The sequence below is a fragment of the Peribacillus sp. NPDC097895 genome, from assembly GCF_050277555.1.
In the GTDB taxonomy this organism is placed as follows: domain Bacteria; phylum Bacillota; class Bacilli; order Bacillales; family DSM-1321; genus Peribacillus.
This window is the reverse complement of record NZ_JBNNSH010000008.1, coordinates 1-25,075: the sequence shown is the minus strand read 5'-3', so window position 1 is coordinate 25,075 and position 25,075 is coordinate 1. Positions and strand designations below refer to the sequence as shown.

Below are 25,075 nucleotides of genomic sequence, written 5' to 3'. Positions count from 1 at the left end.
TTAGGATCTAGTGCATCCCGTTATGAAATTCTTTTTTCATGAAATGCTTTTTCTTTTTCAGGAAGGAATTGCGAAAGATGCTTCATTCCCTCCGGCAAGGCGATGCCGACGATGATCAAGCACATCCCGAACCATTGCAGTGACGTAACTTGTTCATTCAAGAAGATGACGGATACGACCATCGCTGACGGCAATTCCGCTGCACATAGTATCGTACCAAGCCCGACACCCACTTTCGGCAAACTGACGGCAAAGAAAAAGAAAGGAATAAGAACACCCAACGTCCCAAGCAACAAACCGTAGTACCAGAGGTTCGTTTGGACAAGGTTCGTAACAAGTGTGACGGGGTTAGTCGTGAACACAGCAGTCAGCATCGCACCCGTTGCAATGTAAAACAACCGTTTCATGGAAGATTCCCCAACTGCGAATTGAGAGTTGCAAAACATATAAAGAGCAAAGAGCAGCGCAGATAATAATCCGAACAGTACACCTTTTAGGCTCAATGCAGAGAGAGGCTGACCAAAAATCGCCCCTGCAAATAATGTACCGATGAAGAGAACGAAAATGGCAATGAGTTTATTTTTATCCGGGCGTCTTTTATTTAAGAAACTTTCGATAAGGACGCCTATCCAGGTAAATTGAAATAAAAAGACAACGGCTATCGAAGCGGGAAGTTCTGATACGGAAACGGCATAAGCCTTTCCGACGAAAGTGGACATCATGCCTGTTATAAAAAGTAATCCGGCACTTTTCCATGGAACTTTATATTTAAACGAAAAAAGAAATAGCACAGATACAATCAGCCACCCGATAAGGTATTGACTGCCGACCAGTTCACCAGAAGAATGGCCATCCATAAATCCAAACTTCATCATGGTGGATAATGTGCCATATGAGATCGAACCAATTAACACCATTAAGGAATACTTCAAAAGTTGCATGTTTTTCCCCCCTATAAAAATAAAAATCGCCACCTGCCGAATAGGCAAGTGACGAACGAAAAAAGGAAATCCTTTTAAAATTCCGTCTCTCAACAAAAGCTGAGTTTAAAAAATTGTTTGTGTTGCATTCCCTTAGCTTAAAGTCTTTCTGAATCATTGTCAACAAAAAAAATAAGTAAATCCGTCTCGTGATCGTTAAGCAAAGGCGGCAATGATCCCTTTCATGACATATAAAAACAAAAACCCCCCAAAGGCAAATATGCCAAAGAGGGGAGCTGGATTTCAATCGCGATTCTGTTGGAAATCTTCCAATGAACCACGGTATTCTTCGTCTTTCATTTTACGAAGGTTAGGCTTTTTTTCTACAGCTGGCTCATCGTTTGGCTTTTGATTGTGAAGCTTGGAAAGCGCCAAACGATAATCCTGATCTTTCATTTTCAATTCATCATTGTCTGTCGGGACGATGATTTCGGTAACAGAATCATCATTTGAAGAGGGAGCGGACTCTTCAAATGAGTTCTCTTCCTCGCCAACCGGCTTATCTTCAGGTGATAAGGCTTTGACATTGAATGTGATCAAGCCCGTAACCGCTAAAACGGCAACGATGATAATTAGAATGATGCCCATTGAATCAAGCCTCCTAGAGCTCGTTTATGAATGAACGGGTGACATGGGCTACCCGTTTTCCTAATGCTTCTCCAAGCTGCAAGTCATTTTTGGTGATGTTGTCATCCACACCGGGCGGGCAGCTTATTCCTACACCATAGTAGGATCCATACAAGGCGTTTTCAGGGACAGTGCCGGGTAAGCCGACAATGATCATGCCTTGATGAAGCATAGGGGTGATTAAGTTCAACATGGTTGCCTCGAGCCCTCCATGTACGGTGGCCGTCGTACAGAACACAGCCCCCACTTTATTGATCAGTGCACCTTCCGCCCATAGATATCCAAGTTTATCTATCCAAGTTTTCAAACTCGAACTGATCGTGCCGAAATGGCCCGGACAGCCCCAAATGATGGCATCCATTTCCTGAAGCTTATAAACATCAGCCTCGTTTACATGGTCAATGAGAACCTCGGCGCCAGGAACTGCAGCGGCTCCGTGTGCTATTGATTCGGCAAGTGCCTTCGTATGATTGCCTTCACTATCGTATACAACATAGATCTTCATTCTTATTCCCCCATTTAATTAAACCGATTTTTTTACAGGTGAAGGGAGCAAAGGTACATCCAACTTTTCTTGCTTAACTTGTTTGATGGCTTTGTCTTTCCGAACGTCACGTAAAAACAGTGAGAGAACGATACCGACAATTGCGAAACCAGTTGCCCAGAAGAATGCATCATTGATTCCCATTACATTTGCTTGCCCCTGGATTTGGGACGAAATCAGTGACATTGCAGTTTCCTGTGCCTGCTCACTAGTTTGATTCATTGAACTCATGATGGATTGAACGATTGATTGGAAGTTCTGAACAAAGCCGGGATCACTCGTACTCATTTCCGTTCCTAAAGCTGTTCCATGGAAAGAAGCACGGGTTGTATAAATGGTCGTCACAAAGCTCGTACCGATTGCCCCGGTTACTTGTTTAAGCGTATTGCTCATCGCCGTACCATGTGTATTCAAATGCTTGGGAAGTTGATTCATCCCAGCTGTCATGATCGGCATCATCAGTAAAGCCATTCCAAGTGAACGGATGGCATAGATGATGACCAAAGTAGAATAGGTCGTTTCTGTAGTCAATTTAGCGAATTCGAAGGTTGTAATGGCAGTGATCGCTAAACCAATCAATGCTAATGGACGAGGTCCGATTTTGTCGAATAAGGCTCCAGAGACGGGTGACATCACCATCATCACTAGGGCACCAGGTAACATCAATAGACCGGATTGAACAGGTGTGAATCCTCTTAGTGTCTGTAAATAAATAGGTAATAAGAAAATCCCTGCAAACATGGCAACTGTAACAATGGCCGATATGATATTCGATAATACGAACATATCATATTTAAATACACGGAAGTCGAGCATCGGTGTATCCGATTTTAGCTGTTGAACCACAAATAGGGTGAGGAGGATAAGCCCTACGATGATGGTTCCCAGAACGATGATATCCGTCCAGCCTTTGGAACCTGCTTCACTGACACCGTATAGTAGTGAAGCAACACCTATCAAGGATAAAGAGGCGCCCATCAAATCCAATTTTATTTTCTTTGGTTCCGCTACATTCCGCATATTAAAAAAGGCAAGTGTCATGATAATCAAGCCTAATGGCACCATTGCGTAGAACATGACCCGCCAGCTATATTCCTGAATGACCCAACCTGATAAAGTCGGTCCGATGGCAGGAGCAAACATGATGGCCAGCCCAAAGATCCCCATTCCTTTCCCGCGCATTTCAGGTGGGAAGATAAAAAGAATGATCGTCATGACCAATGGCTGCAAAATCCCTCCGCCAGCAGCCTGAATCAATCGACCTGTAAGGATGACCGGGAAATTTGGTGAGATGCCGCAGATAAAGGTCCCGACCGTGAATAGAAACATGGCAGTAAGGAATAACATCCGCGTGCCAAACCGTTCTATTAAAAAAGCGGAAAGTGGAATCAAAGCTCCATTTACGAGCATGAAACCAGTTGATAACCATTGAATCGTAGTCGCAGCTACATTAAATTCAGCCATCATCCTTGGCATGGCGACACTGAGCAAGGTTTGATTCAAAATGACCATGAACAAACCTAGCATTAAGATAATTAACATGGGGGCAAACTGTTTCATTCCCTTGTTTTCGTTTACTGAGATTGTTTGAGAAGCCATTTAAGGAAAGCCTCCTTTCTGTATAACTGTGTAGCTGGTTTATTTTGTTGAAATTTTCACTTCTGCGTTCATTCCAGGCAGAACTTTATCGGATGGTGCTTTAATGGAAATTTTAACGGGAACTTTTTGCGTGACTTTTGTATAGTTTCCGCTGCTGTTTTGATTGCCCATCACTGAAAAGACAGACGTTGTAGCATAACCGATTTGTTCCAATGTTCCTTCAAAAACGGTATCAGGATCTCCATCGATGATAATATCGACGCTGTCACCTTTTTCAATATTCTTCAATTTATTTTCTTCAATATTAGCCGTTATGGATAGATCACCCATATTGATGGTCTGGGCAAGAGTTTGACCCGCTTGTACAAGTTGTTCATCATGCACTTGAGTTTTAACGATTGTACCTTGTGCTGCTGTTTTTACAGCTTCTTTTCCATCTAAAGAAGTTACGTTAGCCACTTTATCATTCTTGTTGACACTGTCGCCTTCGTGTAAGTCCCAATCTGATAATTTACCGGCAGCAGGGGCAACGATGGTATATAGATCTCCTGTCACTTTTGCTTCATCCGTTTTAATGAAATTCGAGCTTTCATAATAGTAATAACCCCCACCGGCTACTACCGCCAATATAATAACCAAACCAATGACATTAATTAAAACTAAACGTCCTCTATTCACTTGTTTCGCCTCCAAAAAATATTGATGATTGATTCTTGTAATCCTTTAAAATCTTCATTGTTTTGTTAAAAGACACCAGCCTCCTATATCCAATGTTTATTTGTTAATTTAAATAAATATTAACTTTTGTAAGTATTAATATTATAAGTAAAGAGTTTAACAGTTTAATTAATTTTTGTCATGTAATTTATTCGGAAAATTAGTGGGAAATAAATACATATAAATAGTAAAAAATTGAATTTTTTTAAGTTTTAAGGATATATGGCAAGTAAATTTGACAATGGAATGTCATTTAATTAAATTTAAGAGGTAGGATTGTCCTATATAAGGAGTGAGAAGGCTGGATTTTAAATGGGAACTAACCAATAGTATAGAAATGCAGATTTTTAGGATTAGGAAGAAACTTAGGGCTATCGTAGCGAAAAATCTTCAGCCTTATGGTCTAACGTCGCCACAGTTTTTCATTTTATTGATATTAAAAAAAGAGGGTTCAATTAAATCGACCAAGTTGGCTGACTTCTTGACCGTAAAGCCAAGTGCGATTACCGTATTTGTAGATAAGTTGGTCGAAATGGATTATGTGAAACGGCAGCCCTCCGAAAAGGATCGCAGGGTCATCAACCTTGAATTGAAAGAGGCCGGGGAAGAGATTTTGGGGAGGGTCCTTGCGGAGCATAACCAATTGATGGGCCAGAGCTTCAGTTCATTCTCAGAAGATGAGCTGCAGGATCTTTTGAAGAAATTGGAGATGATTGAAAAGGCAGCAGATCAACACCTTTTGGATGATTGAAAGAGGAGCACCCTCTAAATAGAGACGAAAAAAGACGGTCCCCCTGGAACCGTCTTTTTTAATCTTCTTCATACTGTACGGAGATTTCATTGTCATCCTTATGGAAGGACTGGAAGCTGACAATCAGCTTTTCAAGATGTTCCAATTGTTCGTCATACTCAATGACCGAAGAAATCATTGGTACGAGTCGGGCAGAGAGGTGTCCTAGATTATCATGCATTTCGTCCACTTGATTTTGCTGTTCGAAAAAGAGGGCAAGCAGCTCTTTACGACTTAAACAATCCTGATCCCAATCTTCAATTTCCTCGATCGATTTTATTTTTTCAATATGCAGTAATATCAATTGTTCATGCTTACGGATCAAGGAATCAAGCTGATATAAGATACTTCGTTGGAAATCTTCAGGCATTTGATAAATTTCGTTCTCGAATTTATGGATTCTCTTCAAGGTTTCGAACGCTTTTTTTGTTGTAATGATCATCTGCCGATAAACGACAAGCTTTCTTGCTTTAGCTCCACTGTTTTTCTTGAAATATTCCCGTTCCTCTTTGTACATGGAATAGATATGCTCCAAATCGTATAACTCCGACTTTAGACGGCTGATGTCTTTTTTCAATAAAGTGTGTTCGGTAGCATGTCTTGTACTTATTCTGATCCATTTTAAGATATCTTCCGTCACATCTGTAATGCGTGTGTAGAGTTTTGCTTCATACTTAGGCGGAATGAAAACTAGATTCACGATAAAAGAAGAAATGATTCCAAGTAAAACGGATGAGAGACGTACAAAGGCAAAATTAAGGAATTCTCCATCCTGGCTTTCCATGATGGCAATGACGGTCACGATGGAAAGGACAATCGTTTTATCCATTTTTAATTTTAAATTGATGGTTATGACAACCATTACGGCAAGGCCGATTATAAAAATATCATTTCCGAACAGCAAAACGAAGGAGACTGCAACCAACGCGCCAATGATATTTCCTTGTATTTGCTCCAACACCGTTTGATATGAACGATAAATGGTCGGCTGTATTGCAAAAATTGCAGCAATCCCAGAAAGGACAGGAGCAGGAAGGTTAAGCAGTTCCGAGAGATAAAGCGCTAAAACAATTGCTATTCCTGTTTTGAGAATGCGGGCACCAAACTTCATATATAGGTTAATCCTTTCTTTGTTATTTAATGGTTCAGGATAAGAAAAGGCTCTATTTATATATAGACTATTCTTAAAGTTGTATTCTAACTTATTTGTTAGTACTTTACACCAAAATGTGAGGATGTAAACAAAAAGTAATATACAGGATTTTCCTTGGAGATACAATAGGTACATTCAAGTTTAATATATAAAGAATATATAGGCAATTTCATGATGGTTTTAAGCTGTGGTTTTCCGTTCGACTAATACTATCCAAGAGGTATAAGATTGGAAAAAACTGATGCTCGAATTGAAGAGCATCAGTTTTTAAATGAAATATGTTTTCTGTATCACTCCGTGGAAACAGCAGGATCAGCTTGCTCTTTAACTGGAACGACCTGAAGGAAGTGCTTTTCAGGATTTTGAAGAAGAGCCTCTAAAGAGGTTGCTTCGTCTATTTGGCCATGATCTTTCAAGAGGGCCGTGTATTTTCCAAGAAGTTCGGCCACGTCCTGCAGGCCTTTTGCAGATAGGGTCTCAATGGAGATCTTTGCCCCTTTCGCTACCCGTTTCTTAATAACTTCTTTGGTTAATCCAGCTTCAGGCTGTTGTCGTAAATAAACGACACCGCCGGTCATCCCTGCGCAAATCCATGGACCCGGATCTCCTAGAACCAAACCTCTTCCGTTTGTCATGTATTCAAAAGCGAATCCTTTAATGTTTGAAGTTACCGCTATATTCCCGGTTTCCTTTTCGGGAAGGGGTTGTTTCAATAGTCCTCCAATGATCATATCGGCTCCGGAAAGCCGGATTCCCGCCCTGGCATCGGCATCACCTTGGGCAATGAGAAGACCGTGCTGTGCACCATATCCAAAGCCTTTACCGACGGATCCATTGTAGAACTTCCCGTCTTTACCGGGAGATTTAAAGATGGCGATATTACCGCCAATCGATGTTTTGCCAATTCCATCCTGGGCGCCGCCATTCACGCTGATTGAAATACCCTCCGTATTGTATGCCCCAAGTCCATTACCCGGGATAGAACCATCCTCGTAGGAGAGGTGAACGGGGGGAAGCTTTTTGTAAGACCCGTCAAGTCTGCCCCTGACGCGGTGACAGGATACCCTGCTGCCGAGTACGCGCTGCTCGGACGTGATCGAGCTATAGCTGCGGGATTGCTGCAGCTCATCTACATGCGAATCCAGATATTCAGCGCCAACGGCAATCTGCATGGAGCCCTCATTCAAATATGCCGCCGTTTCTTTATGGGAGAAAGGTGTTATATCCAGATTTTTTAATAAATAGGTTAAATCCAATGATTGTTGACCTTTAACTTGCTGGAGCAAATCAGAGCGCCCGACAATGTCTTGGGGATTCTTCACTCCAAGAGATCCTGTCAGCATTTTTAGTTCCTTGGCAAATGCACTGAACATATTCGTTAAACCTTGAACGGCTAAATCAAATTTTCGTGGAACAAAACGGCGCAGCCCGTGTTCTTTCGCTTGTGCTTCCGATTCGATTTGAGTGGCGATGCCGACATGGCAGGTATCAAGGTGACATCCGCGGCACGTTGTACAGCCGACGGCAATCATCGAAAGGGTTCCAAAGCCTACACGGTTTGCCCCAAGCAGCATTAATTTCAATATATCCATTGAGCTTTTTAACCCACCGTCAGCCCAAATTTCAACGTTTTGGCGAATACCCGACTCAAGCAGAGCATTATGGGCGGCTTTCACACCAATCTCAACTGGAAGACCGACATGTGCGAGTGCATGAATCCTGGCCGCACCTGTTCCACCATCAAAACCAGAGAGCGTAATGATATCTGCCCCTGCTTTGGCTACGCCGACCGCAATTGTACCAATATTTGGAACGACCGGTACTTTGACGGCAACTTTTGCCTTGTCGTTTGCCGTTTTTAATTCATGAATCATTTGGGCCAAATCTTCAATTGAATAAATGTCATGGTTATTGGAAGGGGAGATCAAGTCGGAACCGATTGTTGCATTCCGGGCTTCTGCGATTTTCGCTGTGACCTTGGAACCGGGAAGGTGACCGCCCTCACCAGGTTTTGCCCCTTGCCCGATCTTAATTTCCAATAGATTTGAAGAGTTCAAGAGTTCTGCATTGACACCGAAACGGCCGGAAGCGATTTGCTGTCCACGGGATTTCGGGTACTTGCCCAGCATATCCTTGATTTCTCCACCTTCACCATTCATGCTGATCATGCCTAGACGCTCTGCAGCCTCTGCGTAAGCCCGGAAAGCAATCTCATTTTGTGAGCCAAAGGACATGGAGGCTATGACGAACGGCAGTTCCTGTTCGCCGATTGAAAGACTGACTTCTTCAGAAGGGATGGAAGTATCTGAAGTTTTTAATGATGTTAAATGGCGGATCGCCGTAGGATTTGTTTCTTCCTGTTCGGTGATCTTTTCGCGATAAGCGTCGTAGTCACCGGTTGAAGCTACTTCCCCGATCGACTTCCAAATCCTTGGAAACAAATGGAACGTTTTTCCCATCCGTTCTTTTTCATTGCCATAATCCTCAGCACGCTGAATTGCATCAGCCTTGATACTATCAAAATTGTAGTCTAGATCATTTGAACCAAAGAAGTTAGCCACATTTAAATATTTCGCGATTTCCTCATGTAACCCGATGCTTGAGAAAAGTCTTCCATAACCGCGCAGCTCATGGATGCCGATGGTGGAGATAACCTTTTCCAGTCCTTTCGTCAAGGAGTTATATAGATTGGTAACCCCCTTAAGATCATCTGAAGATAAGGAAAGGAACATATAATATGGGCTGATCAAGTTGGCCCCAAGCCCATAAGAAACGATGATATCATGCAGTGACCGTAGCGACGCGGAACGTAAAAGGATGGAACAATCCCGACGCTTGCCCGTATCGACCAATGCTTGATCGACCGCTGAAGTAACAAGGTGGGGGTCAAGCCAAAGGTTGCCGTTTTGATGGGCAAGGGCATCATCAAGAACGAGCAGCGTTTTTCCTTCGTCCACTGCATGGACCGCTTCATCCGTAATCCTGGTTAAGGCATCCGTGATGCTTTCATCCTCTTTGAAGGTGCTTGAAATGAAATGTACGAGTTTTTGATCTTGGTTATATTTAATGAATTGATCATAGCTTGGCTGCGAAACGATGGATGAGCATTCATAGCCCGTTATTCCTTCAATCAATAAGGGAGTTAGCAGCTCCGTAACTTTTCCGGCCTTATTCGCTTCGAATAGGGAAGGTCGTCTGCCAATGATGGTTCTTGTTGAGAAATGCTCGGTTTCCCGATCCCGGTCGATTGCAGGGTTCGTTACAACGGCCACACTCTCCTTAATGAAATCTGCAATGTTGGTCCGTTGTGGATTAAGTGCTGCCAGTGGCGCATCATGACCAAGTGAACGAATGGGCTCAGCACCTTTTTCGGCCATCTGTTCTACCAATTGAACGTGCTCCCTTTCCCAGCCAAAGGCTTTATACTGACCATTATGAATGGCTTGGGTGTTAGTCATGGTGACCACCTTTTCAAAAACTTGCGGCTGCAAGCGGACGCGGTCATTGGAAAGGATGAAACGCTTATTGAAGAGTTCGAAAACTTTATCCTGGTAGTCCTTGTAGGTGTACATTTCAATACGGTCGCCGTGCCATTTCAAACCTACTTTTTCCCCTGGGCCCATCGGTTTTGGATCTCCGGTATATTCACTGGAAGGGATAATTCCTGGTTCAGAAGTGAACATATAGGATGATTCCGTTTCAATATTCCATAGAGGACGCAGGCCTAAAGAGTCGACAGAGAACACGGCTTCATCGCCGAAACGGGAGATGATCCCCGCTGGGCCTTGTGCAAAATGCCCCCATGCTTCCCGTAAATACGTATATAAGTCTTGTAAGTGATCCGGATATTCCTTGATTTCATTAATGATTGGCGGGAACATCAGGTCGACAGCTTCAAATAAAGAGTAGCCATGACGGCAGATGAATGTTTCGATCGTCTTGTTTAAATCCTGTGAGTCGCTACCGTCTTTAGCGATGGGAACTCCGATCATTTTCGCTTCATCACGCAATTTGGCAATCGTATTGATTTCCCCATTATGACCAAGTACACTGAAAGGCTGGACCCGGAAGAAGCTTGATAGAGTATTAGTTGAAAAACGATTATGTCCCAGTGTCATGGTGGATGCAGCTAAAGGGTCTGCAAGATCAAGATAATAGGCAGGAAGTGTATCTCCCGCACCCATCACTTTGTAGACAGCATGATGCTGGCTTAAAGATGCAACATGGATAAAATCACTTTTTTCGATGTCGGAAGTCAGCTCAAAAAGAATGTTCGAAAGCTCCTGGTCGCTTTCGATGGCGGAAGAACAGGCAAATTGCCAGAACACCGGGTCTTCTTGAATGGCAATCGGTCCCAATGCTTCAGAACGGTAAGCTTTATCCGTTTCGAAAACCAAGGAAAGCCCATGTTGAAGCAACTTTTCTTTGACTTCGATTTTTAACTCGTTCGAGTCTGTTTTTTTGCTTAAAAATAAGTGCCCGACAATGAAGGAGCCCTGATCGACGATGCTTGCATCGATATTTACCGCTTCAAGCTTCTTTTTCCAAAGAGCCCGGGGAATATCAATGTGGATGCCCGCGCCGTCACCCTCGCCGTTGATGAAGCCACAGCGATGGTTCATTTTAACCAGGGCGTCGATACAGGCAAAGATGTTTTCGTTTGTAGGGATTTTCTTTTTCTCGATGCAGGAAACGATTCCGCAGGCATCATGTTCTTCCTTGTAAAATTCTTTGAATGTAGCAGGTGTCCATTGTTGGGTCATATGAGTGGCTTGAATAAGGTTACCCTTATTTTCTGCCTTTCACCTCCTGTAGCATTTGATTTTAATGACGGAAATATTAGTAAACCCGAACAATAAGTCCAAGTTCTTTGATAGATTGAAAGAAATTGATTAAATGTATATAAATGTATCCATATCATATCATTTAAATATTCAGAAATCAATTTTTTATACAATGGTTTGGATGCTGGCGTGGATGGGATTTTCGAGGGAAAAGGCTTCAAAGTCTAATTATAACGATATATTACATGGCAATCAAGAACCCCCCAAGAATGATGTATATCCTGGGGGGTGTATAAATATTGCATAATTATTCTGTTTTTATTTCTTATATCAGGTTTTTGAATGCATGTTCAACCGCTTTTAGAGTATACGCGATATCATCATCCGTGTGAGCTATTGTCAAGAACCAGGCTTCGTATTTCGAAGGTGCCAAATTGATGCCCTGGTTGAGCATGAGTTTGAAGAACTTCGCAAACATTTCGCCATCGGTATTTTCCGCCTGCTCATAGTTTTCAATCGTTTCTGTGGTGAAATAAATCGTCAATGCCCCTTTAAGGCGGTTGATAGTGATTGGGACATTATATTGGCTAGCCGCTTTCAGGATACCTTTTTCAAGGATTTTTCCCAATCGATCAAGCTCATCGTACAGACCCTCTTCTTTAAGTACCTCTAAGCAAGCTATGCCGGAAAGCATGGAAGCAGGATTTCCAGCCATCGTACCTGCTTGATAGGCTGGACCAAGCGGTGCGACAGTTTCCATGATCTCTTTTTTGCCGCCATAGGCACCGATTGGAAGTCCACCGCCGATGATTTTTCCAAGGGCTGTCAAATCGGGTTGAATTCCCAAGAAGTCCTGTGCCCCTCCGTACATGAAGCGGAAAGCTGTGATGACTTCGTCGAAAATGACGAGTGATCCGGCTTCGTGAGATAAAGATATGACTTCTTCCAAGAAGCCAGGGTGTGGTTCGACGATTCCAAAGTTGCCGACGATCGGTTCAACCAGTACGCCTGCAATTTCGTTGCCCCACTTATTCAATGCTTCTTTAAACGGTTCGATATCATTGAAAGGTACCGTGATCACTTCTTGTGCAATACTTTTTGGGACGCCAGCAGAATCCGGTGTACCTAGTGTGGACGGGCCGGAACCTGCAGCGACGAGAACAAGGTCGGAGTGACCATGGTAACAGCCGGCAAACTTGATGATCTTGTCGCGTCCAGTGTAAGCGCGTGCCACACGGATGGTGGACATGACAGACTCAGTTCCTGAATTGGTGAAGCGAACTTTATCCAGGGACGGTATTGCTTCTTTCAACATTTTGGCAAATTTGACTTCATGTTTTGTCGGTGTGCCGTATAAAACGCCCGTTTCTGCCGCTTTTACGATGGCCTCCGTAATATGTGGATGTGCATGCCCTGTTATGATCGGTCCATATGCAGCTAAATAGTCGATATATTTATTGCCATCAACATCCCAGAAATAAGCGCCTTTGGCATGATCCATGGCAACTGGTGAACCGCCGCCTACTGCTTTGTAAGAGCGGGATGGGCTGTTAACCCCACCGACGATATGTTCCAGTGCCTCTTTATGTAAAAGCTCTGAATTACTAAAATCCAATCTTAAAACCTCCTAAAAATACAAACCTATTCTTCTTAATCATAGCACTTTTTCGTCCGGAAATCCGGGGCAAAAGCCTGGGTAATGTGATCAGGTCCCTAATGAAACGTTGCGGCCTTAGAAACCGCAGGATTCCTGATCTTTTATTTTGTTTGGGAAATAGGGTCCGCCCCCAAAACTTTAGTGATGAAGGTTAGAATATCCAAGATGGTGGCTGGGTTTTCGATATCAAAGGTTTGGCGGTTCATTTCGCCCTCGGTTTGGTAATAGATAAGTTGGCCGGTGCCTTTTTCTTCATTAATATGAAGGTGGAAACTTATGGGGGTGCTTTCTATCGATCCAGTGGAATCCCTTTTGATGACCTGGCATAATAATTCACCATATTCATCTTCGTAAAGGAAATCATACTGAAGGTTGATGACGACTTTTTCGATTTGGGATAGTAATAATTTTTTAATATTCATAACATAATAGTCTCCTTTGTATATGTATTCGTACACGTCCGGATTTCCCCTGAAAATGGTATATGAAATCCAGGCATTTTTATTGTCTAAAAAGCTGAGGTTGGATAAACTAATGCATTAGGACAAGAGATTACGGAGGATTTAACAGGATGAATGATGCAATTCAAGTGAAACAGCTGCGGAAGGAATTTAAGTCGGCATCAAGCCGTTCCGGGTTAAAGGGTGCCTTCCGGGATTTACTAACAAGAAATTATAAAATCGTCCCTGCCGTCAATGATATCAATTTTACTGTAAAAAAAGGTGAGATGGTAGCTTATATCGGGGAAAATGGAGCAGGAAAATCGACCACGATCAAAATGCTGACGGGCATTTTGGAACCAACAGCAGGTGAAATCACGGTAAATGGCATGAACCCACATAAAGAAAGGGAAAAGTTCACGCAGACAATCGGGGTCGTATTTGGTCAGCGGTCACAGCTTTGGTGGGATATTGCCGTTCAAGAATCCTTCAGATTGCTAAAAAAGGTCTATAAAGTAACGGATGAACAATATAACGATCATATGGAACATGTCATCAAGACGCTCGATATCGGTCCTTTGCTTGACAAGCCAGTGCGTAAACTCTCGCTTGGGCAGCGAATGCGCTGCGAGCTTGCGGCAGCATTGATCCACAATCCGCCTTTGCTGTTCCTGGATGAGCCGACAATAGGCCTTGATGTACTCGTGAAGATGAAGATTCGTGAGTTCCTGAAAGAAATCAATGAGAAATACAATACGACAATCCTTTTGACCACCCATGATTTAGGGGACATCGAGGCATTGTGTGAGCGTGTAATCATGCTTGATGAAGGACAAATCATTTATGATGGGGAATTGCAGAGTTTGAAAGATAACTGGGCTGAGGAAAAACAGATCCATTTTCAATTTATCGAGCCAGTTGCCTTACAGGAATTGCGGTCCTTACCGCTCCCATTTGACGCAAACTGGGTTTATGATGAGAAAAACCAAACGTACATTGCTCTGTTGAAGGAAGAAAGTGATCATATTTCACAGCTTGTTTCAGCTGTCGTATCTCATTTTAAAATAAAGGACATCAAAATTCATGAAACGTCCATCGAAGAGATTGTTCGAAACATTTACGAAGAAGGCACTGTCTGACTCTCTTATCATTAAGAAACAACGTGTCTATCAAGAAGGGAGAGGGCCATGGGGAAGTATTTAGCGATGATTCGCATGCGTTTTTTGATGATGCTTGCGTATCGAACGGATTATTATACAGGCATTTTAATTTATAGCATTAATATCGGTGCTTATTATTTCTTATGGAATGCGATATATGGAGAAAAAAGCTCCATTGAAGGACTTTCAAGTATGCAGATGACCACCTATGTCGCGGTGGCTTGGATGGCACGTGCCTTTTATTTCAATAATATTGACCGCGAAATTGCCACTGAGATAAAGGACGGCAAGGTCGCCATTGAAATGATCAGGCCTTATAACTATTTAGGCATGAAAACGATGCAAGGACTTGGGGAAGGGATATTCCGTTTCTTCTTCTTCTCGATTCCAGGCATGCTGCTGGTGGCTTTCATTTTTCCTATCGAATTGCCGCATGAGCCGGCAACGTGGGGGATATTCGCCATTTCCTTGCTGTTCAGCTTCATCATCAATACACAAATTAACTTATTGACGGGAATCACTACTTTTTTCTTATATAACAATGCTGGGTTGATTCGGGCTAAAAGGGTCATCATCGATTTATTTTCCGGTCTGTTGCTGCCCATCAGTTTCTACCCGATATGGGCGCAGGAAGTGATGAAATACTTGCCATTTCAGGGGATCAGTTATGTACCAAGCATGATTTTTACGAATGGGTACAGTTCAGGCGAAATTGGCATGGCACTATTACAGCAGTTAATTTGGGTCATCATTCTCATTATACCGATTCAGCTTTTATGGATAGTCGCGAAAAAACAGCTGATTGTTCAAGGGGGTTGATGGGATGTTTTATGTATCGATGTTTTTTCAATATGTGAGTCAGTATATGAAAACAAGATTACAGTATCGAGCCGATTTCTTCATGGAAATCCTATCTGACCTGCTGAATCAGGTCGTGAATCTGGTATTTATCTTAGTCGTTTTTGGACATACACAATTTTTAAGCGGTTGGAGCCGTGAAGAAATCATATTCATATATGGATTCTTCCTTATTCCATTCGCCCTTTTTTCAGCCTTTTTCAATATCTGGGATTTCAATGATCGCTATATCGTCAAAGGGGAGATGGACCGGATTTTAACAAGACCGATACATAGCTTATTTCAAGTCATATTAGAAAGAATCGAGCTTGAAGCGTTATTTGGTGTTGTGACCGGTTTGATTATAATATTCTATTCAGGGATTAAATTGGATCTGGAGCTTGCATGGTATGATCCGATTCTTTTCATCATTTTTGCAATAGGAGGGGCCCTTGCTTATGCAGCCATTTTCGTTGCAATAGCAAGCATTGGGTTCTGGTCTGATGCGAAAACTTCCATCATGCCCATGATGTACAATATCGGGAACTACGGACGCTATCCTGTTGATATTTATAATAAGGTCATTCGTTTTGTTCTTACATGGGTGCTGCCATTCGCGTTTGTTGGTGTGTATCCTGCATCTTATTTCCTTAGAAAAGAAGAGTGGTATGCATATGCATTTGCCACTCCTGTAATCGGGGTTGTCTTTTTCATGATATCCGTTTTCATATGGAATCAGGGAGTGAAGAGATACCGCGGGGCAGGGAACTAAAAGAAACCCCTTCAACAGTATTCATGTTGAAGGGGTTTTTGTTTAGTTCCGTTTTTTCTTTCTTTCAATATATCTTGCTTGTGCTTGAACAAATTGCTGCTTTTCCTCTTCCGATTCGGGAATGACCTGAGGTACGTTTGTCGGCTTACCATCTTCATCGATGGCCAACATCGTTAAAAAGGCACGTGCCGTAAGCTGTTTTTCACCTGTTAATAGGTTCTCACGCTCCACTTTGACGAATACCTCCATTGATGTGCGATGAGCACAGGTGACATATGCTTCAAGGTTGATCGCATCCCCTGTCTTGATGGGGGCCAAAAAATCAAAAGAGTCGCTTGAAGCAGTCACAACGGGTTTTCGACAATGGCGCATAGCTGAAATGCAGGCTATTTTATCAACATAGGCCATTACTTTCCCGCCAAAGATGGTATTGTGATGATTTGTATCCGGTGGAAAAACAAGGTCGGTTAAAAAAGTCCGTGACTGCTGTGTTGGGTGGGCAGTGTTCTTCTCGATCATTTGCCTGTTGTTTTAGATAAAAGGTTTTCACGGACGATTTTTGCTGCTTCGACCATGTTTGTCAGGGAAGCGACGGTTTCCGGGATACCCCTTGTTTTCAGGCCGCAGTCGGGATTGATCCAAAACTGGTCTTTATCCAATACCTTGATGCCCCGTTCAATCATATCGACCATTTCTTCCACTGCCGGCACACGCGGGCTGTGAATATCATACACACCCAGGCCAATACCCTTTTCATACGTTTTTTCCTCGAATGCGGAAGCAAGCTCCCCATGGCTACGGGATGTTTCGATGGAAATGACATCGGCATCGAGGGAGGAGATGACATCCATGAAGCTGTTAAAGTCGCAATAGCACATATGCGTGTGGATTTGGGTTGTATCCTCCACGCTTGAAGTGGATATCAAGAACGAATTAACAGCCCAGTTTAAATACTCATCGCGATCGCTTTTTTTCAATGGCAGGCCTTCTCTAAGTGCAGGCTCATCAACCTGAATCATTTTTATTCCAGCGGATTCCAATGCAATGACTTCTTTTTCCAAAGCGAGCGCCAGCTGGTAGCAAACATTCTCCCTGGAAATATCATCACGGACAAATGACCAGTTCAAAATCGTTACAGGACCTGTAAGCATTCCCTTTACCGTTTTCTTCGTCAGTGATTGTGCGTATACACTTTCCCTGACAGTCATGGGCTCGATGAAATGGACGTCGCCGTATATGACTGGAGGCTTTACGCAGCGAGACCCGTAAGATTGTACCCACCCTTTTTCAAGAAAGACGAATCCGCCTAACTTATGGCCGAAGTATTCAACCATATCCGTCCGTTCGAATTCCCCGTGAACCAAAACATCCAAACCGATTTCTTCTTGGATATCGATCCACCTGCCGATTTCTTCGTTTACGAATGTTTCATATTGCGAAGCGGTCCATTCTCCTCGTTTAAATTTCCCGCGTGCTTGTTTAACTTCAAATGTCTGCGGAAAGCTGCCAATCGTAGTGGAAGGAAGAAAAGGCAATTTGAAAAAGTCCTGTTGTTTTTGATAGCGCTCTTTAAATGGCAACTGACGTCCTGTGGTCTTGGATTTAACCTTTTCGACATTGGATTGTACACTTTTATGATTTCGTGCACTTGAACTTGCTAACGTTTGAACCGCTAATTTATTGGCGCCCACTTTTTCGGCGATAGCATCTAAACCTTGGTTATTTCCTTTGACCAAGAGTGTGATTTCTTCAAGTTTCTCATCTGCAAAAGCAAGGGCCTCTTTCACTTCTTTGGCAATCAGAGTTTCATTGCGGACGGTCACCGGGACATGAAGCAGGGAACAAGAGGGCTGAAGCCAGATCTGGTCTTCGGCTACTTTTTTCTTAAGCGTCTCGATCAAATGGATCTTTTTGGATAAATCAGAAAGCCAAATGTTCTTTCCATCAATCACACCTGCACCAAGCACTTTGTTCTTCGGGAAGCCGAATTCTTCAAGATTACTAAGATTCTTCCCTTTATCATGTACAAAATCAAGGCCGATCCCCTGTACTTGTAATTCAATCACCTCTTGGTAGTGTTCCACGGCATCAAAGTATGTTTGCAGCATGATGTTCAGGCTTGGTGCTGCTTCATTCAGTTTTTCGTAGAGGTATGCAACGGTTTGCATATCATCTTTGGAAATTGATGAAACAATGGAAGGTTCATCGATTTGAACCCATTTCACGCCTTCTTGCTCCAACTCTTGCAGAATTTGCGTGTATAGCGGAAGCAAACTCAGGATGATGCCAGGAATATCTTCTTTGTTGAAGCCTTTGGAAAGGGAGATGAAGGTATAAGGTCCGATTAACACGGGCTTCGTTTCAATCCCTAGCTTTTCCTTGGCTTCCCGGTATGCAGCAAGTGGTTTATTTTCTGTTAAGTTCAGCTGTGACCGTTTTAATTCCGGGACGATATAGTGATAGTTCGTATTGAACCATTTCGTCATTTCTGAAGCGACTTCATCCTTGTTACCGCGGGCCATGGAATAATAAACGGAAAGGGGAACGGCGCCGCCTTCATAAGCGGAATAACGTTCAGGAACAAGACCGAACATGACTGACATATCTAGCATTTGATCATATAAAGTGAAGTCATTGACAGGAATGATATCAATTCCTTGATCTTTCTGTTTTTGCAAATTGCCCAACCGGATGGCTTCTAGTTGTGCCGTAAACTCCGTTTCATCGATTTTCCCGGACCAGTAAGCTTCCAATGTGCGTTTCCATTCACGATCTTCACCGATTCGCGGGTACCCTAAACTACTACTTTTCAATATTCTCATCCTCCTGCATTCTTTAATTTGATAAAACAACAAAAAAAGCACCCCTAACCGTCAAAAAGAGAAAGTTAGAAATGCTTAAAATAAAGAGGCATGAAAAATGCCCCTTACAATTATAAGGTCCCTAACACCTCCCTATCTCCCGTAGGTTAAAACAGTGTTGTTGAAACAGGCAGGTCTCCTGACTTAGGGAATATCATTAGCGCAAGCCTTCCCAATCCTTAAGATCAGTGGCATATGGATGGCGCTAACATTCCCATTACAGTGGCGGGACCGTTCCGGAATTACACCGGGCTTCCCTTTTAATCCTAATGAAAATTAGGAACCTATTTCCACATATGAAATTTCATAAAACCTGCTCGATAAGCTGACTGCAGGCACTAAAAATTTATAAAATAAAAACTATTATAAAAATTTAGACAATCTTAACATATCCGACTTGGATGGTCAACAAGGAAAAAGTTCTCAATCCGACAAGAGCGTATTGGATGTGGGAGTGTTAACTATGAAGTCAGTCCCTAAAAAAGAATATATTGTTTGGACAGGGAGTATGTATAAAGGAAGTGGCGTTTTGAAATGGGGCGTGGGGAATGACATTCTACATCTTGATTGCAGGAATCATTTTTTGCATGGTGATGAGCATTCGGACGTTATTTCTTGTTGAGTCGGGAGGAAAGAAGTTTTCCTTAGAGGATCTGCTGTGGCTTGGCAATTTATATGCGACGATATTAGTTGGATTTGCATTGATTTATTTATTATACGAGCTTCAGAATCATTCGGTGATTCTTGATATGGGCAATCGTTTGGACGGCACTTTCTATGAACAGCTGAAGACTTCTTTTTATTTTAGTGCGATGACGATGTTTTCAGTGGGGTATGGAGACATAGCCCCAATAGGCATGGGAAGGATGATAGCTACGATTCAGGCCTTCATCGGGTACACGCTCCCGGCAGCGTTCGTGATTCGGACGGTGATCGACTTGGATCAGAAAGATAGGAAGGATAAATGAAAGTTGTGTTTCTTTCGATTATTGGGTACTCTTACCATAATGAAAGAAATGGAGGGTTCAAAATGACTGTAAAAATTGGCGAAAAAGCACCTGATTTTCAACTCACTGCAAACAATGGTGAGTTAGTTTCCTTATCGGATTTTAAGGGCAAAAACATAGTTTTGTATTTTTACCCAAAAGATATGACACCAGGCTGCACGACGGAGGCTTGTGATTTTCGGGATCATAATGAGCAGTTTGAGGAACTGAACGCCGTCATCATTGGGATCAGTCCAGACCCGGCAGCACGTCATGAAAAATTCATTGAAAAGCATGGATTGCCTTTTTTGCTGCTAGCTGATGAAAATCATGAAGCTGCTGAATCATTTGATGTATGGCAATTGAAAAAGAACTTCGGAAAGGAATATATGGGCATTGAACGTTCAACTTTCCTGATTGATAAGGAAGGCAAGATCGTCAAAGAATGGCGTAAGGTTAAAGTCAAAGGCCACGTTGAAGAAGCTCTTGAAACTCTTCGCGACCTCGAAAAATAAGGGACAGGCAATGAAGGATGAGCGAATAACGAAGCTTGCTGCCATGCTGATTCATCATTCGATACAATTACAGCCAAAAGAGAGAATCCTCATACGGGGCCATATCAACACGAAACCATTGTTGAAAGAGCTGATTGATGAAACATACAGAGTCGGTGCTTATCCATATATAGAACTCGAAGACGATGAGATAAGCCGGCATTTGTTGCTAGGGAATGTGAAGGAACAACTTGACACCTCTTCTGAATGGGCTTTGAAGAAGTATACCGATATCGATGCGGTCATCATCATCACCTGTGAAGAAAATGATGCGGAAATGACTGAAGTCCCCGTTGAGAGGCACCGTCTTCAAGGGGAGGCCATGAATTCTTCCACTCTTTTTTATGTAAACAACCGACGGTGGGTGTTACTTAATTATCCTACCAACGCATCAGCGCAAAAAGCCGGAATGAGCTTTAGCAGGTACGAAGACTTCCTTTTGAACGTATGCACAATGGATTACGGGAAAATGGAGGAGGCACTGAAACCATTAAAGCAATTGATGGAACGCACTGATAAAGTCAGGATCAAATCACCAGGGACGGATTTGACCTTTTCTATTAAAGGTATACCGGCAATCATATGTGCGGGAAAGAAGAATTTACCCGACGGAGAAGTGTTTACGGCACCTCTAAAAGAGAGCGTCAATGGAAGGATAACTTTCAATACACCTACAACCTATGAAGGAATCACCTTTAGTGGCATAGAATTAACCTTCCAAAAGGGAAAAATCATGAAAGCCACTTCCGATCAACACTCTAAAATGCAAGAAATCCTCGATATTGATGAAGGGTCCCGTTTTATCGGGGAGTTCGCGATTGGAATCAATCCATACATATTGCAGCCTATGGACGATACATTGTTCGATGAGAAAATAAGCGGAAGCCTACACTTGGCTCTAGGACTTGCCTATAATGAAGCGGATAATGGAAACCGTTCATCGATACATTGGGACATGGTCTTAATCCAGCGGCCCGAATATGGCGGCGGTGACATATACTTTGATGACGTCCTGATCAGAAGGGATGGCATTTTCATTTTGCCGGAACTACAAGCCTTAAATCCAAATTTATTAAAATAAAGCCTTTTTTAATAAGGCTAAGGCTTTTGTCCAACTCAAAAAGAGGACACCTGAATATGCTTTATTAAGGGAATACCTCCTCAGAGAAAGTTGCGCGGGACATACAGAGCCCGTGTTTTTTTTATGTTAATTATAGGGAGAGATGAATATGTTAATACTTTCAACGATCATTCCGAACGAAAGCATCCAAACGAAGATGAAGGACACTTTTCCAGATTTGAACTTCATTTATCAAGAAAAATGGACAGATGAGCCACTTAGTGAAGCGGAAATTTTAATTACATACGGCGAGGATTTAACGGAGGAAGTCATCAGGAAAGCTACGAACTTGAAATGGATCATGGTCATGAGTGCAGGGATGGAATTAATGCCTTTCAAAGCGTTAGAGGATCGCGGGATTTTGGTGACGAACGCAAGAGGCATTCATAAAATACCGATGGCCGAGTATGCGATAGGGATGCTTTTACAATATGAAAAGAAAATGAAACTGCTTATGAAGAATGAAGGGGAAGAACTGTGGGATAGAAAAATTGAAGTAGGGGAATTGAATGGTAAAAAGATGCTCATTCTCGGTGCCGGTGCAATTGGCGGAGAAGTGGCTCGTCTGGGTAAGGCATTTAGGATGAAGACAATGGGGGTGAATCGGAGTGGACAACCAGTGGAGTCCGTCGATCGCCTATACACCCTTGACCATTTATTGGAGGCCTTGCCGGAAGCAGATTACATCATATCCGTTTTGCCTAGTACGGGTGAGACAAAGGATCTTTTGCAAAAAGAACACTTTAAAGCGATGAAAGACTCCGCCGTCTTCGTGAATATTGGCCGGGGTGATCTGGTTAACGAAGAAGTCCTGATCGAAGCTTTGGAAACAAAGGAACTGGCTCATGCCATCTTGGATGTATTTAATCCGGAACCATTAGGAAAAGGGCATCCGTTTTGGAGGATGGAGAACGTTACAGTCTCACCGCATCTTTCGAGTAAGAGCGGTGAATATTTACCGAGAACCTTTGCTATTTTCGAAAAAAACATGCTTGAATACTTGGGAGCTGGAAAAGACTTCATCAATGTTATCGACTTATCGAGGGGATACTAAACTCCATGCAAAAATGGGAAAGATTCAATGGTTGTTGAATAAACTAAAAAAGAATGGTAAAACACTTGATTTATTGACAAAATCCACTTGCAAAAGGTACACTATTTATAAAGATTATAATGTAAGAATTCATACTTAATGAGAAAAAGAGGTGGATGACGGTGTCTGAAGTTCAGTTAAAAGAAGCGTTGGAATCCCTTAAAGATACCGGTGTAAGAATAACTCCTCAACGCCATGCGATACTTGAATATTTGATAAGTTCCATGTCCCACCCTACCGCTGATGATATATATAAAGCGCTGGAAGGCAAGTTTCCAAATATGAGTGTAGCGACCGTTTATAACAACCTGCGCGTTTTTCGTGAGGTAGGTTTGGTAAAAGAACTCACGTATGGTGATTCTTCAGCAAGGTTTGATTTTGTGACGACGAACCATTATCATGTAATCTGCCAAACCTGTGGAAAGATCGTGGATTTCGATTATCCTGCATTGGATGAAGTCGAGCATTTCGCAGCACAAGTCACCGGTTTCAATGTTAGTCACCATCGGATGGAAATCTACGGCGACTGCACGGATTGTGCGAAAAAAGAAACGCATTAAAAAAAGTTCCTCCACTTGGTTGGAACTTTTTTTCATGTTATGAAGAAATGATATAATTAAAAGCTAAGTGGCGGGGCAGTAATCTAGCTCCGTATTCCTTTAGTCATGCAAGCTTTTGCGGTTATATTTTTCGTTGAATTCTTCGCCTTCCAACTTTTTGTCAAGGGTCAATGGTTCTTCGCAATGCATGCAAATATCCACACGCCCTAATATTTTTGTAGGTTTGCCACAGTTAGGACAGACAACCTGGATCGATTTTGTAGAAAGCATCCCAATCCAAAAATAAACCCCAGTGCTGGCGATTATGAATAAGAGACCAAGCCCCATGAAAAGCGTCATGACAATAGGATGTGTTTTGAAGAAAAGCCCTAGATACATTACGATAAAGCCAATGAATATCAAACTCAAAGCAAATGTACGTATTTTATTGATTTTGCTAGAATATTTAGCCATGGATTGTCCCTCCTAAAATCTAACTTTAACTATAACATAAACTAAGGATGGAACAAAAAAGAAATAAAGGATACAAATTACTTTTAAATTGAATTGGCCATGGGTAAATGAAGTAGGCAGGATTTTGAAGAGTTTTGTCGAAAGTTTTAAAAAAAAAGGTTTTGGAGGAATTTATGATGGAAGATATCCTTCGCCCGATTTATCAAGAGCGAGCAAGTTTAAAATCTACACTTGGAATCTTGTTAATAGAAAAAAGAGATGATAAAAGCCCAGTTACCGATACATTTGACTACATCCTTTTTGTGATTGTAGACGAAGCGGAAGAGGCTGTGTTTTTAAAACATTACACTTACCAGGATAAAAAAGCTGCCTTACATATTGTAAAGGAAGATCAGTTAAAAGAATGGCTTCTATTAGGAACCAATCGCAAAGTGGTCGACTGGATTTATAATGGAAAGGTCCTTTTTGACCGAAATGAATATTTGGACCGATTGAAAACCGAAATCCGGGAATTCCCCTTCTATGGAAGGAAGTTAAAGATGGGGATGGAGTTCGCAAAGTTAATTCGCAGGTACATGGATGGGAAAAGCTTTTTTGAAAAGGGGCATCATCTTGATGCATATAACCATATCGTTCATTCCCTGCATCATTTGGCCCGTTTGGAAATAATAGAACAAGGTTTTTATCCGGAGGTTACGGTCTGGAACCAAGTGAAGCATATGGAACCTGAAATCTACAAACTTTATAAAGAGTTGATCAGCAGTGAGGAAACTCTCGAAAAAAGATTGGAGCTTCTTTTCCTTGCAAGTGAATTCCTTATTTATTCAAGGACGAATGCCGGTTCGCAGCATCTGGTTGAAATAATGGGGACGAAAGAAGATCCGTGGACGATCGCGGAGCTTATGGAGCATCCGGAACTTAAGTTTTATTCGGTCGATCTAGGTGTTCTACTGGAATATTTGATAGAGAAAAAGGTAATTGATGTGGTCAACGTGGAGACAAAAGGACACGAGGTTTATCATCGGTTTTATCGTATTTAAAAAAACTTTTAAAAAAAGCATTTTTATTGTTGACCAATAATAATATAGGTGTTATATTAATACATGTCGCTGCGGGACATCAGCTTTCGCAGCTTCATCAAAACAAAAAAAATAAAAAAAACATGTTGACAACACAGTTGATAACATGATAAGATGTAAAAGTCGCTTACGAAGTAAACGACAACGAAATTGCTCTTTGAAAACTGAACAAAACAAAGCGCCAACGTTAAATTTTAAGTGAGCACACACTATCAAAAAAGCAAATGAGCAAGTCAAACATTTCTTCGGAGAGTTTGATCCTGGCTCAGGACGAACGCTGGCGGCGTGCCTAATACATGCAAGTCGAGC

The 25,075-nt window shown here is 42.2% G+C and carries 22 protein-coding genes, 1 rRNA gene and 1 riboswitch; of the genes, 11 read left to right on the top strand and 12 right to left on the bottom strand.

Translation table 11 applies throughout. The features are described 5' to 3' along the window. Positions 1 to 20 precede the first annotated feature (20 nt). From ACQKMH_RS24720 to ACQKMH_RS24700, 5 genes are all read right to left on the bottom strand, one after another. Entirely contained in the window at positions 21 to 941 is a 921-nt protein-coding gene (locus tag ACQKMH_RS24720) for an EamA family transporter (protein WP_427589991.1), read from the bottom strand. Between the two features lie 282 nt (positions 942 to 1,223). Then, the gene (locus ACQKMH_RS24715; RefSeq protein WP_427589990.1) at positions 1,224 to 1,568 is read right to left on the bottom strand and encodes a hypothetical protein; all 345 of its coding nucleotides are present in this window, start codon (positions 1,566 to 1,568) and stop codon (positions 1,224 to 1,226) included. A 13-nt stretch (positions 1,569 to 1,581) separates the two neighbouring features. Next, the gene (locus ACQKMH_RS24710; protein ID WP_214787499.1) at positions 1,582 to 2,112 is read right to left on the bottom strand and encodes an NAD(P)H-dependent oxidoreductase; all 531 of its coding nucleotides are present in this window, start codon (positions 2,110 to 2,112) and stop codon (positions 1,582 to 1,584) included. A gap of 18 nt (positions 2,113 to 2,130) precedes the next feature. Further along, positions 2,131 to 3,750, bottom strand: a complete 1,620-nt coding sequence (locus ACQKMH_RS24705) for a DHA2 family efflux MFS transporter permease subunit (protein ID WP_427589989.1) — start codon at positions 3,748 to 3,750, stop codon at positions 2,131 to 2,133. 39 nt (positions 3,751 to 3,789) lie between these two features. Continuing rightward, a complete protein-coding gene (locus ACQKMH_RS24700) occupies positions 3,790 to 4,428 on the bottom strand; it encodes an HlyD family efflux transporter periplasmic adaptor subunit (protein ID WP_230159260.1) in 639 nt (212 codons plus the stop codon). A 331-nt stretch (positions 4,429 to 4,759) separates the two neighbouring features. On the opposite strand from ACQKMH_RS24700, the gene ACQKMH_RS24695 reads away from it, so the two are divergent. Next, positions 4,760 to 5,218 (top strand): MarR family winged helix-turn-helix transcriptional regulator, encoded by a 459-nt coding sequence (locus tag ACQKMH_RS24695; protein WP_427589988.1) that lies wholly within the window; start codon positions 4,760 to 4,762, stop codon positions 5,216 to 5,218. A gap of 58 nt (positions 5,219 to 5,276) precedes the next feature. On the opposite strand, the gene ACQKMH_RS24690 is transcribed toward ACQKMH_RS24695, so the two are convergent. From ACQKMH_RS24690 to ACQKMH_RS24675, 4 genes are all read right to left on the bottom strand, one after another. Continuing rightward, on the bottom strand, positions 5,277 to 6,368 hold the full coding sequence (locus ACQKMH_RS24690; protein ID WP_427589987.1) for an FUSC family protein: 1,092 nt from the start codon (positions 6,366 to 6,368) through the stop codon (positions 5,277 to 5,279). Between the two features lie 332 nt (positions 6,369 to 6,700). Next, positions 6,701 to 11,173, bottom strand: coding sequence for a glutamate synthase-related protein (locus ACQKMH_RS24685; protein ID WP_427589986.1), 4,473 nt, complete (start codon positions 11,171 to 11,173; stop codon positions 6,701 to 6,703). Between the two features lie 346 nt (positions 11,174 to 11,519). Continuing rightward, on the bottom strand, positions 11,520 to 12,809 hold the full coding sequence (locus tag ACQKMH_RS24680; protein ID WP_427589985.1) for a glutamate-1-semialdehyde 2,1-aminomutase: 1,290 nt from the start codon (positions 12,807 to 12,809) through the stop codon (positions 11,520 to 11,522). A gap of 143 nt (positions 12,810 to 12,952) precedes the next feature. After that, entirely contained in the window at positions 12,953 to 13,273 is a 321-nt protein-coding gene (locus ACQKMH_RS24675; RefSeq protein WP_427589983.1) for a hypothetical protein, read from the bottom strand. Between the two features lie 149 nt (positions 13,274 to 13,422). Between ACQKMH_RS24675 and ACQKMH_RS24670 the strand changes: the two genes are divergently transcribed. From ACQKMH_RS24670 to ACQKMH_RS24660, 3 genes are read left to right on the top strand one after another with little or no spacing between them, the layout of a single operon-like run. After that, entirely contained in the window at positions 13,423 to 14,430 is a 1,008-nt protein-coding gene (locus ACQKMH_RS24670) for an ABC transporter ATP-binding protein (protein WP_427589982.1), read from the top strand. Positions 14,431 to 14,478: 48 nt separating this feature from the next. Beyond that, positions 14,479 to 15,270 carry an ABC transporter permease gene (locus ACQKMH_RS24665; protein ID WP_427589980.1) on the top strand — a complete coding sequence of 264 codons (792 nt, stop codon included), beginning with the start codon at positions 14,479 to 14,481 and terminating at the stop codon, positions 15,268 to 15,270. A gap of 4 nt (positions 15,271 to 15,274) precedes the next feature. Next, entirely contained in the window at positions 15,275 to 16,060 is a 786-nt protein-coding gene (locus ACQKMH_RS24660; RefSeq protein WP_427589978.1) for an ABC transporter permease, read from the top strand. 42 nt (positions 16,061 to 16,102) lie between these two features. Here the strand turns inward: ACQKMH_RS24660 and ACQKMH_RS24655 are convergent, their stop codons facing one another. After that, on the bottom strand, positions 16,103 to 16,579 hold the full coding sequence (locus ACQKMH_RS24655) for an acyl-CoA thioesterase (protein WP_427589976.1): 477 nt from the start codon (positions 16,577 to 16,579) through the stop codon (positions 16,103 to 16,105). Beyond that, the gene (gene metE, locus ACQKMH_RS24650) at positions 16,576 to 18,882 is read right to left on the bottom strand and encodes a 5-methyltetrahydropteroyltriglutamate--homocysteine S-methyltransferase (RefSeq protein WP_427589975.1); all 2,307 of its coding nucleotides are present in this window, start codon (positions 18,880 to 18,882) and stop codon (positions 16,576 to 16,578) included. The genes ACQKMH_RS24655 and metE overlap by 4 nt, the downstream gene beginning before the upstream one ends. 151 nt (positions 18,883 to 19,033) lie before the next feature. Then, positions 19,034 to 19,224: riboswitch (cobalamin riboswitch) on the bottom strand. A 245-nt stretch (positions 19,225 to 19,469) separates the two neighbouring features. Between metE and ACQKMH_RS24645 the strand changes: the two genes are divergently transcribed. The 5 genes from ACQKMH_RS24645 (at position 19,470) to perR (ending at position 23,234) form a co-directional block, all read left to right on the top strand. Then, positions 19,470 to 19,889, top strand: a complete 420-nt coding sequence (locus ACQKMH_RS24645; protein WP_230159249.1) for a potassium channel family protein — start codon at positions 19,470 to 19,472, stop codon at positions 19,887 to 19,889. 62 nt (positions 19,890 to 19,951) lie between these two features. Next, on the top strand, positions 19,952 to 20,422 hold the full coding sequence (bcp, locus tag ACQKMH_RS24640) for a thioredoxin-dependent thiol peroxidase (protein ID WP_427589973.1): 471 nt from the start codon (positions 19,952 to 19,954) through the stop codon (positions 20,420 to 20,422). Positions 20,423 to 20,432: 10 nt separating this feature from the next. Continuing rightward, positions 20,433 to 21,542: an aminopeptidase gene (locus ACQKMH_RS24635; protein ID WP_427589972.1), complete on the top strand. Its 1,110-nt coding sequence runs from the start codon at positions 20,433 to 20,435 to the stop codon at positions 21,540 to 21,542. A gap of 148 nt (positions 21,543 to 21,690) precedes the next feature. Continuing rightward, entirely contained in the window at positions 21,691 to 22,635 is a 945-nt protein-coding gene (locus tag ACQKMH_RS24630) for a D-2-hydroxyacid dehydrogenase (RefSeq protein WP_427589971.1), read from the top strand. Between the two features lie 155 nt (positions 22,636 to 22,790). Beyond that, a complete protein-coding gene (perR, locus tag ACQKMH_RS24625; RefSeq protein WP_230159245.1) occupies positions 22,791 to 23,234 on the top strand; it encodes a peroxide-responsive transcriptional repressor PerR in 444 nt (147 codons plus the stop codon). A gap of 99 nt (positions 23,235 to 23,333) precedes the next feature. Here perR and ACQKMH_RS24620 read toward each other — a convergent pair whose 3' ends face one another. Then, positions 23,334 to 23,687: a YgzB family protein gene (locus tag ACQKMH_RS24620; protein ID WP_427589970.1), complete on the bottom strand. Its 354-nt coding sequence runs from the start codon at positions 23,685 to 23,687 to the stop codon at positions 23,334 to 23,336. Between the two features lie 176 nt (positions 23,688 to 23,863). Between ACQKMH_RS24620 and ACQKMH_RS24615 the strand changes: the two genes are divergently transcribed. Continuing rightward, positions 23,864 to 24,727 carry a nucleotidyltransferase-like protein gene (locus tag ACQKMH_RS24615; protein ID WP_427590136.1) on the top strand — a complete coding sequence of 288 codons (864 nt, stop codon included), beginning with the start codon at positions 23,864 to 23,866 and terminating at the stop codon, positions 24,725 to 24,727. Positions 24,728 to 25,008: 281 nt separating this feature from the next. After that, positions 25,009 to 25,075: ribosomal RNA gene (locus ACQKMH_RS24610) — 16S ribosomal RNA — on the top strand; the annotation flags it as partial.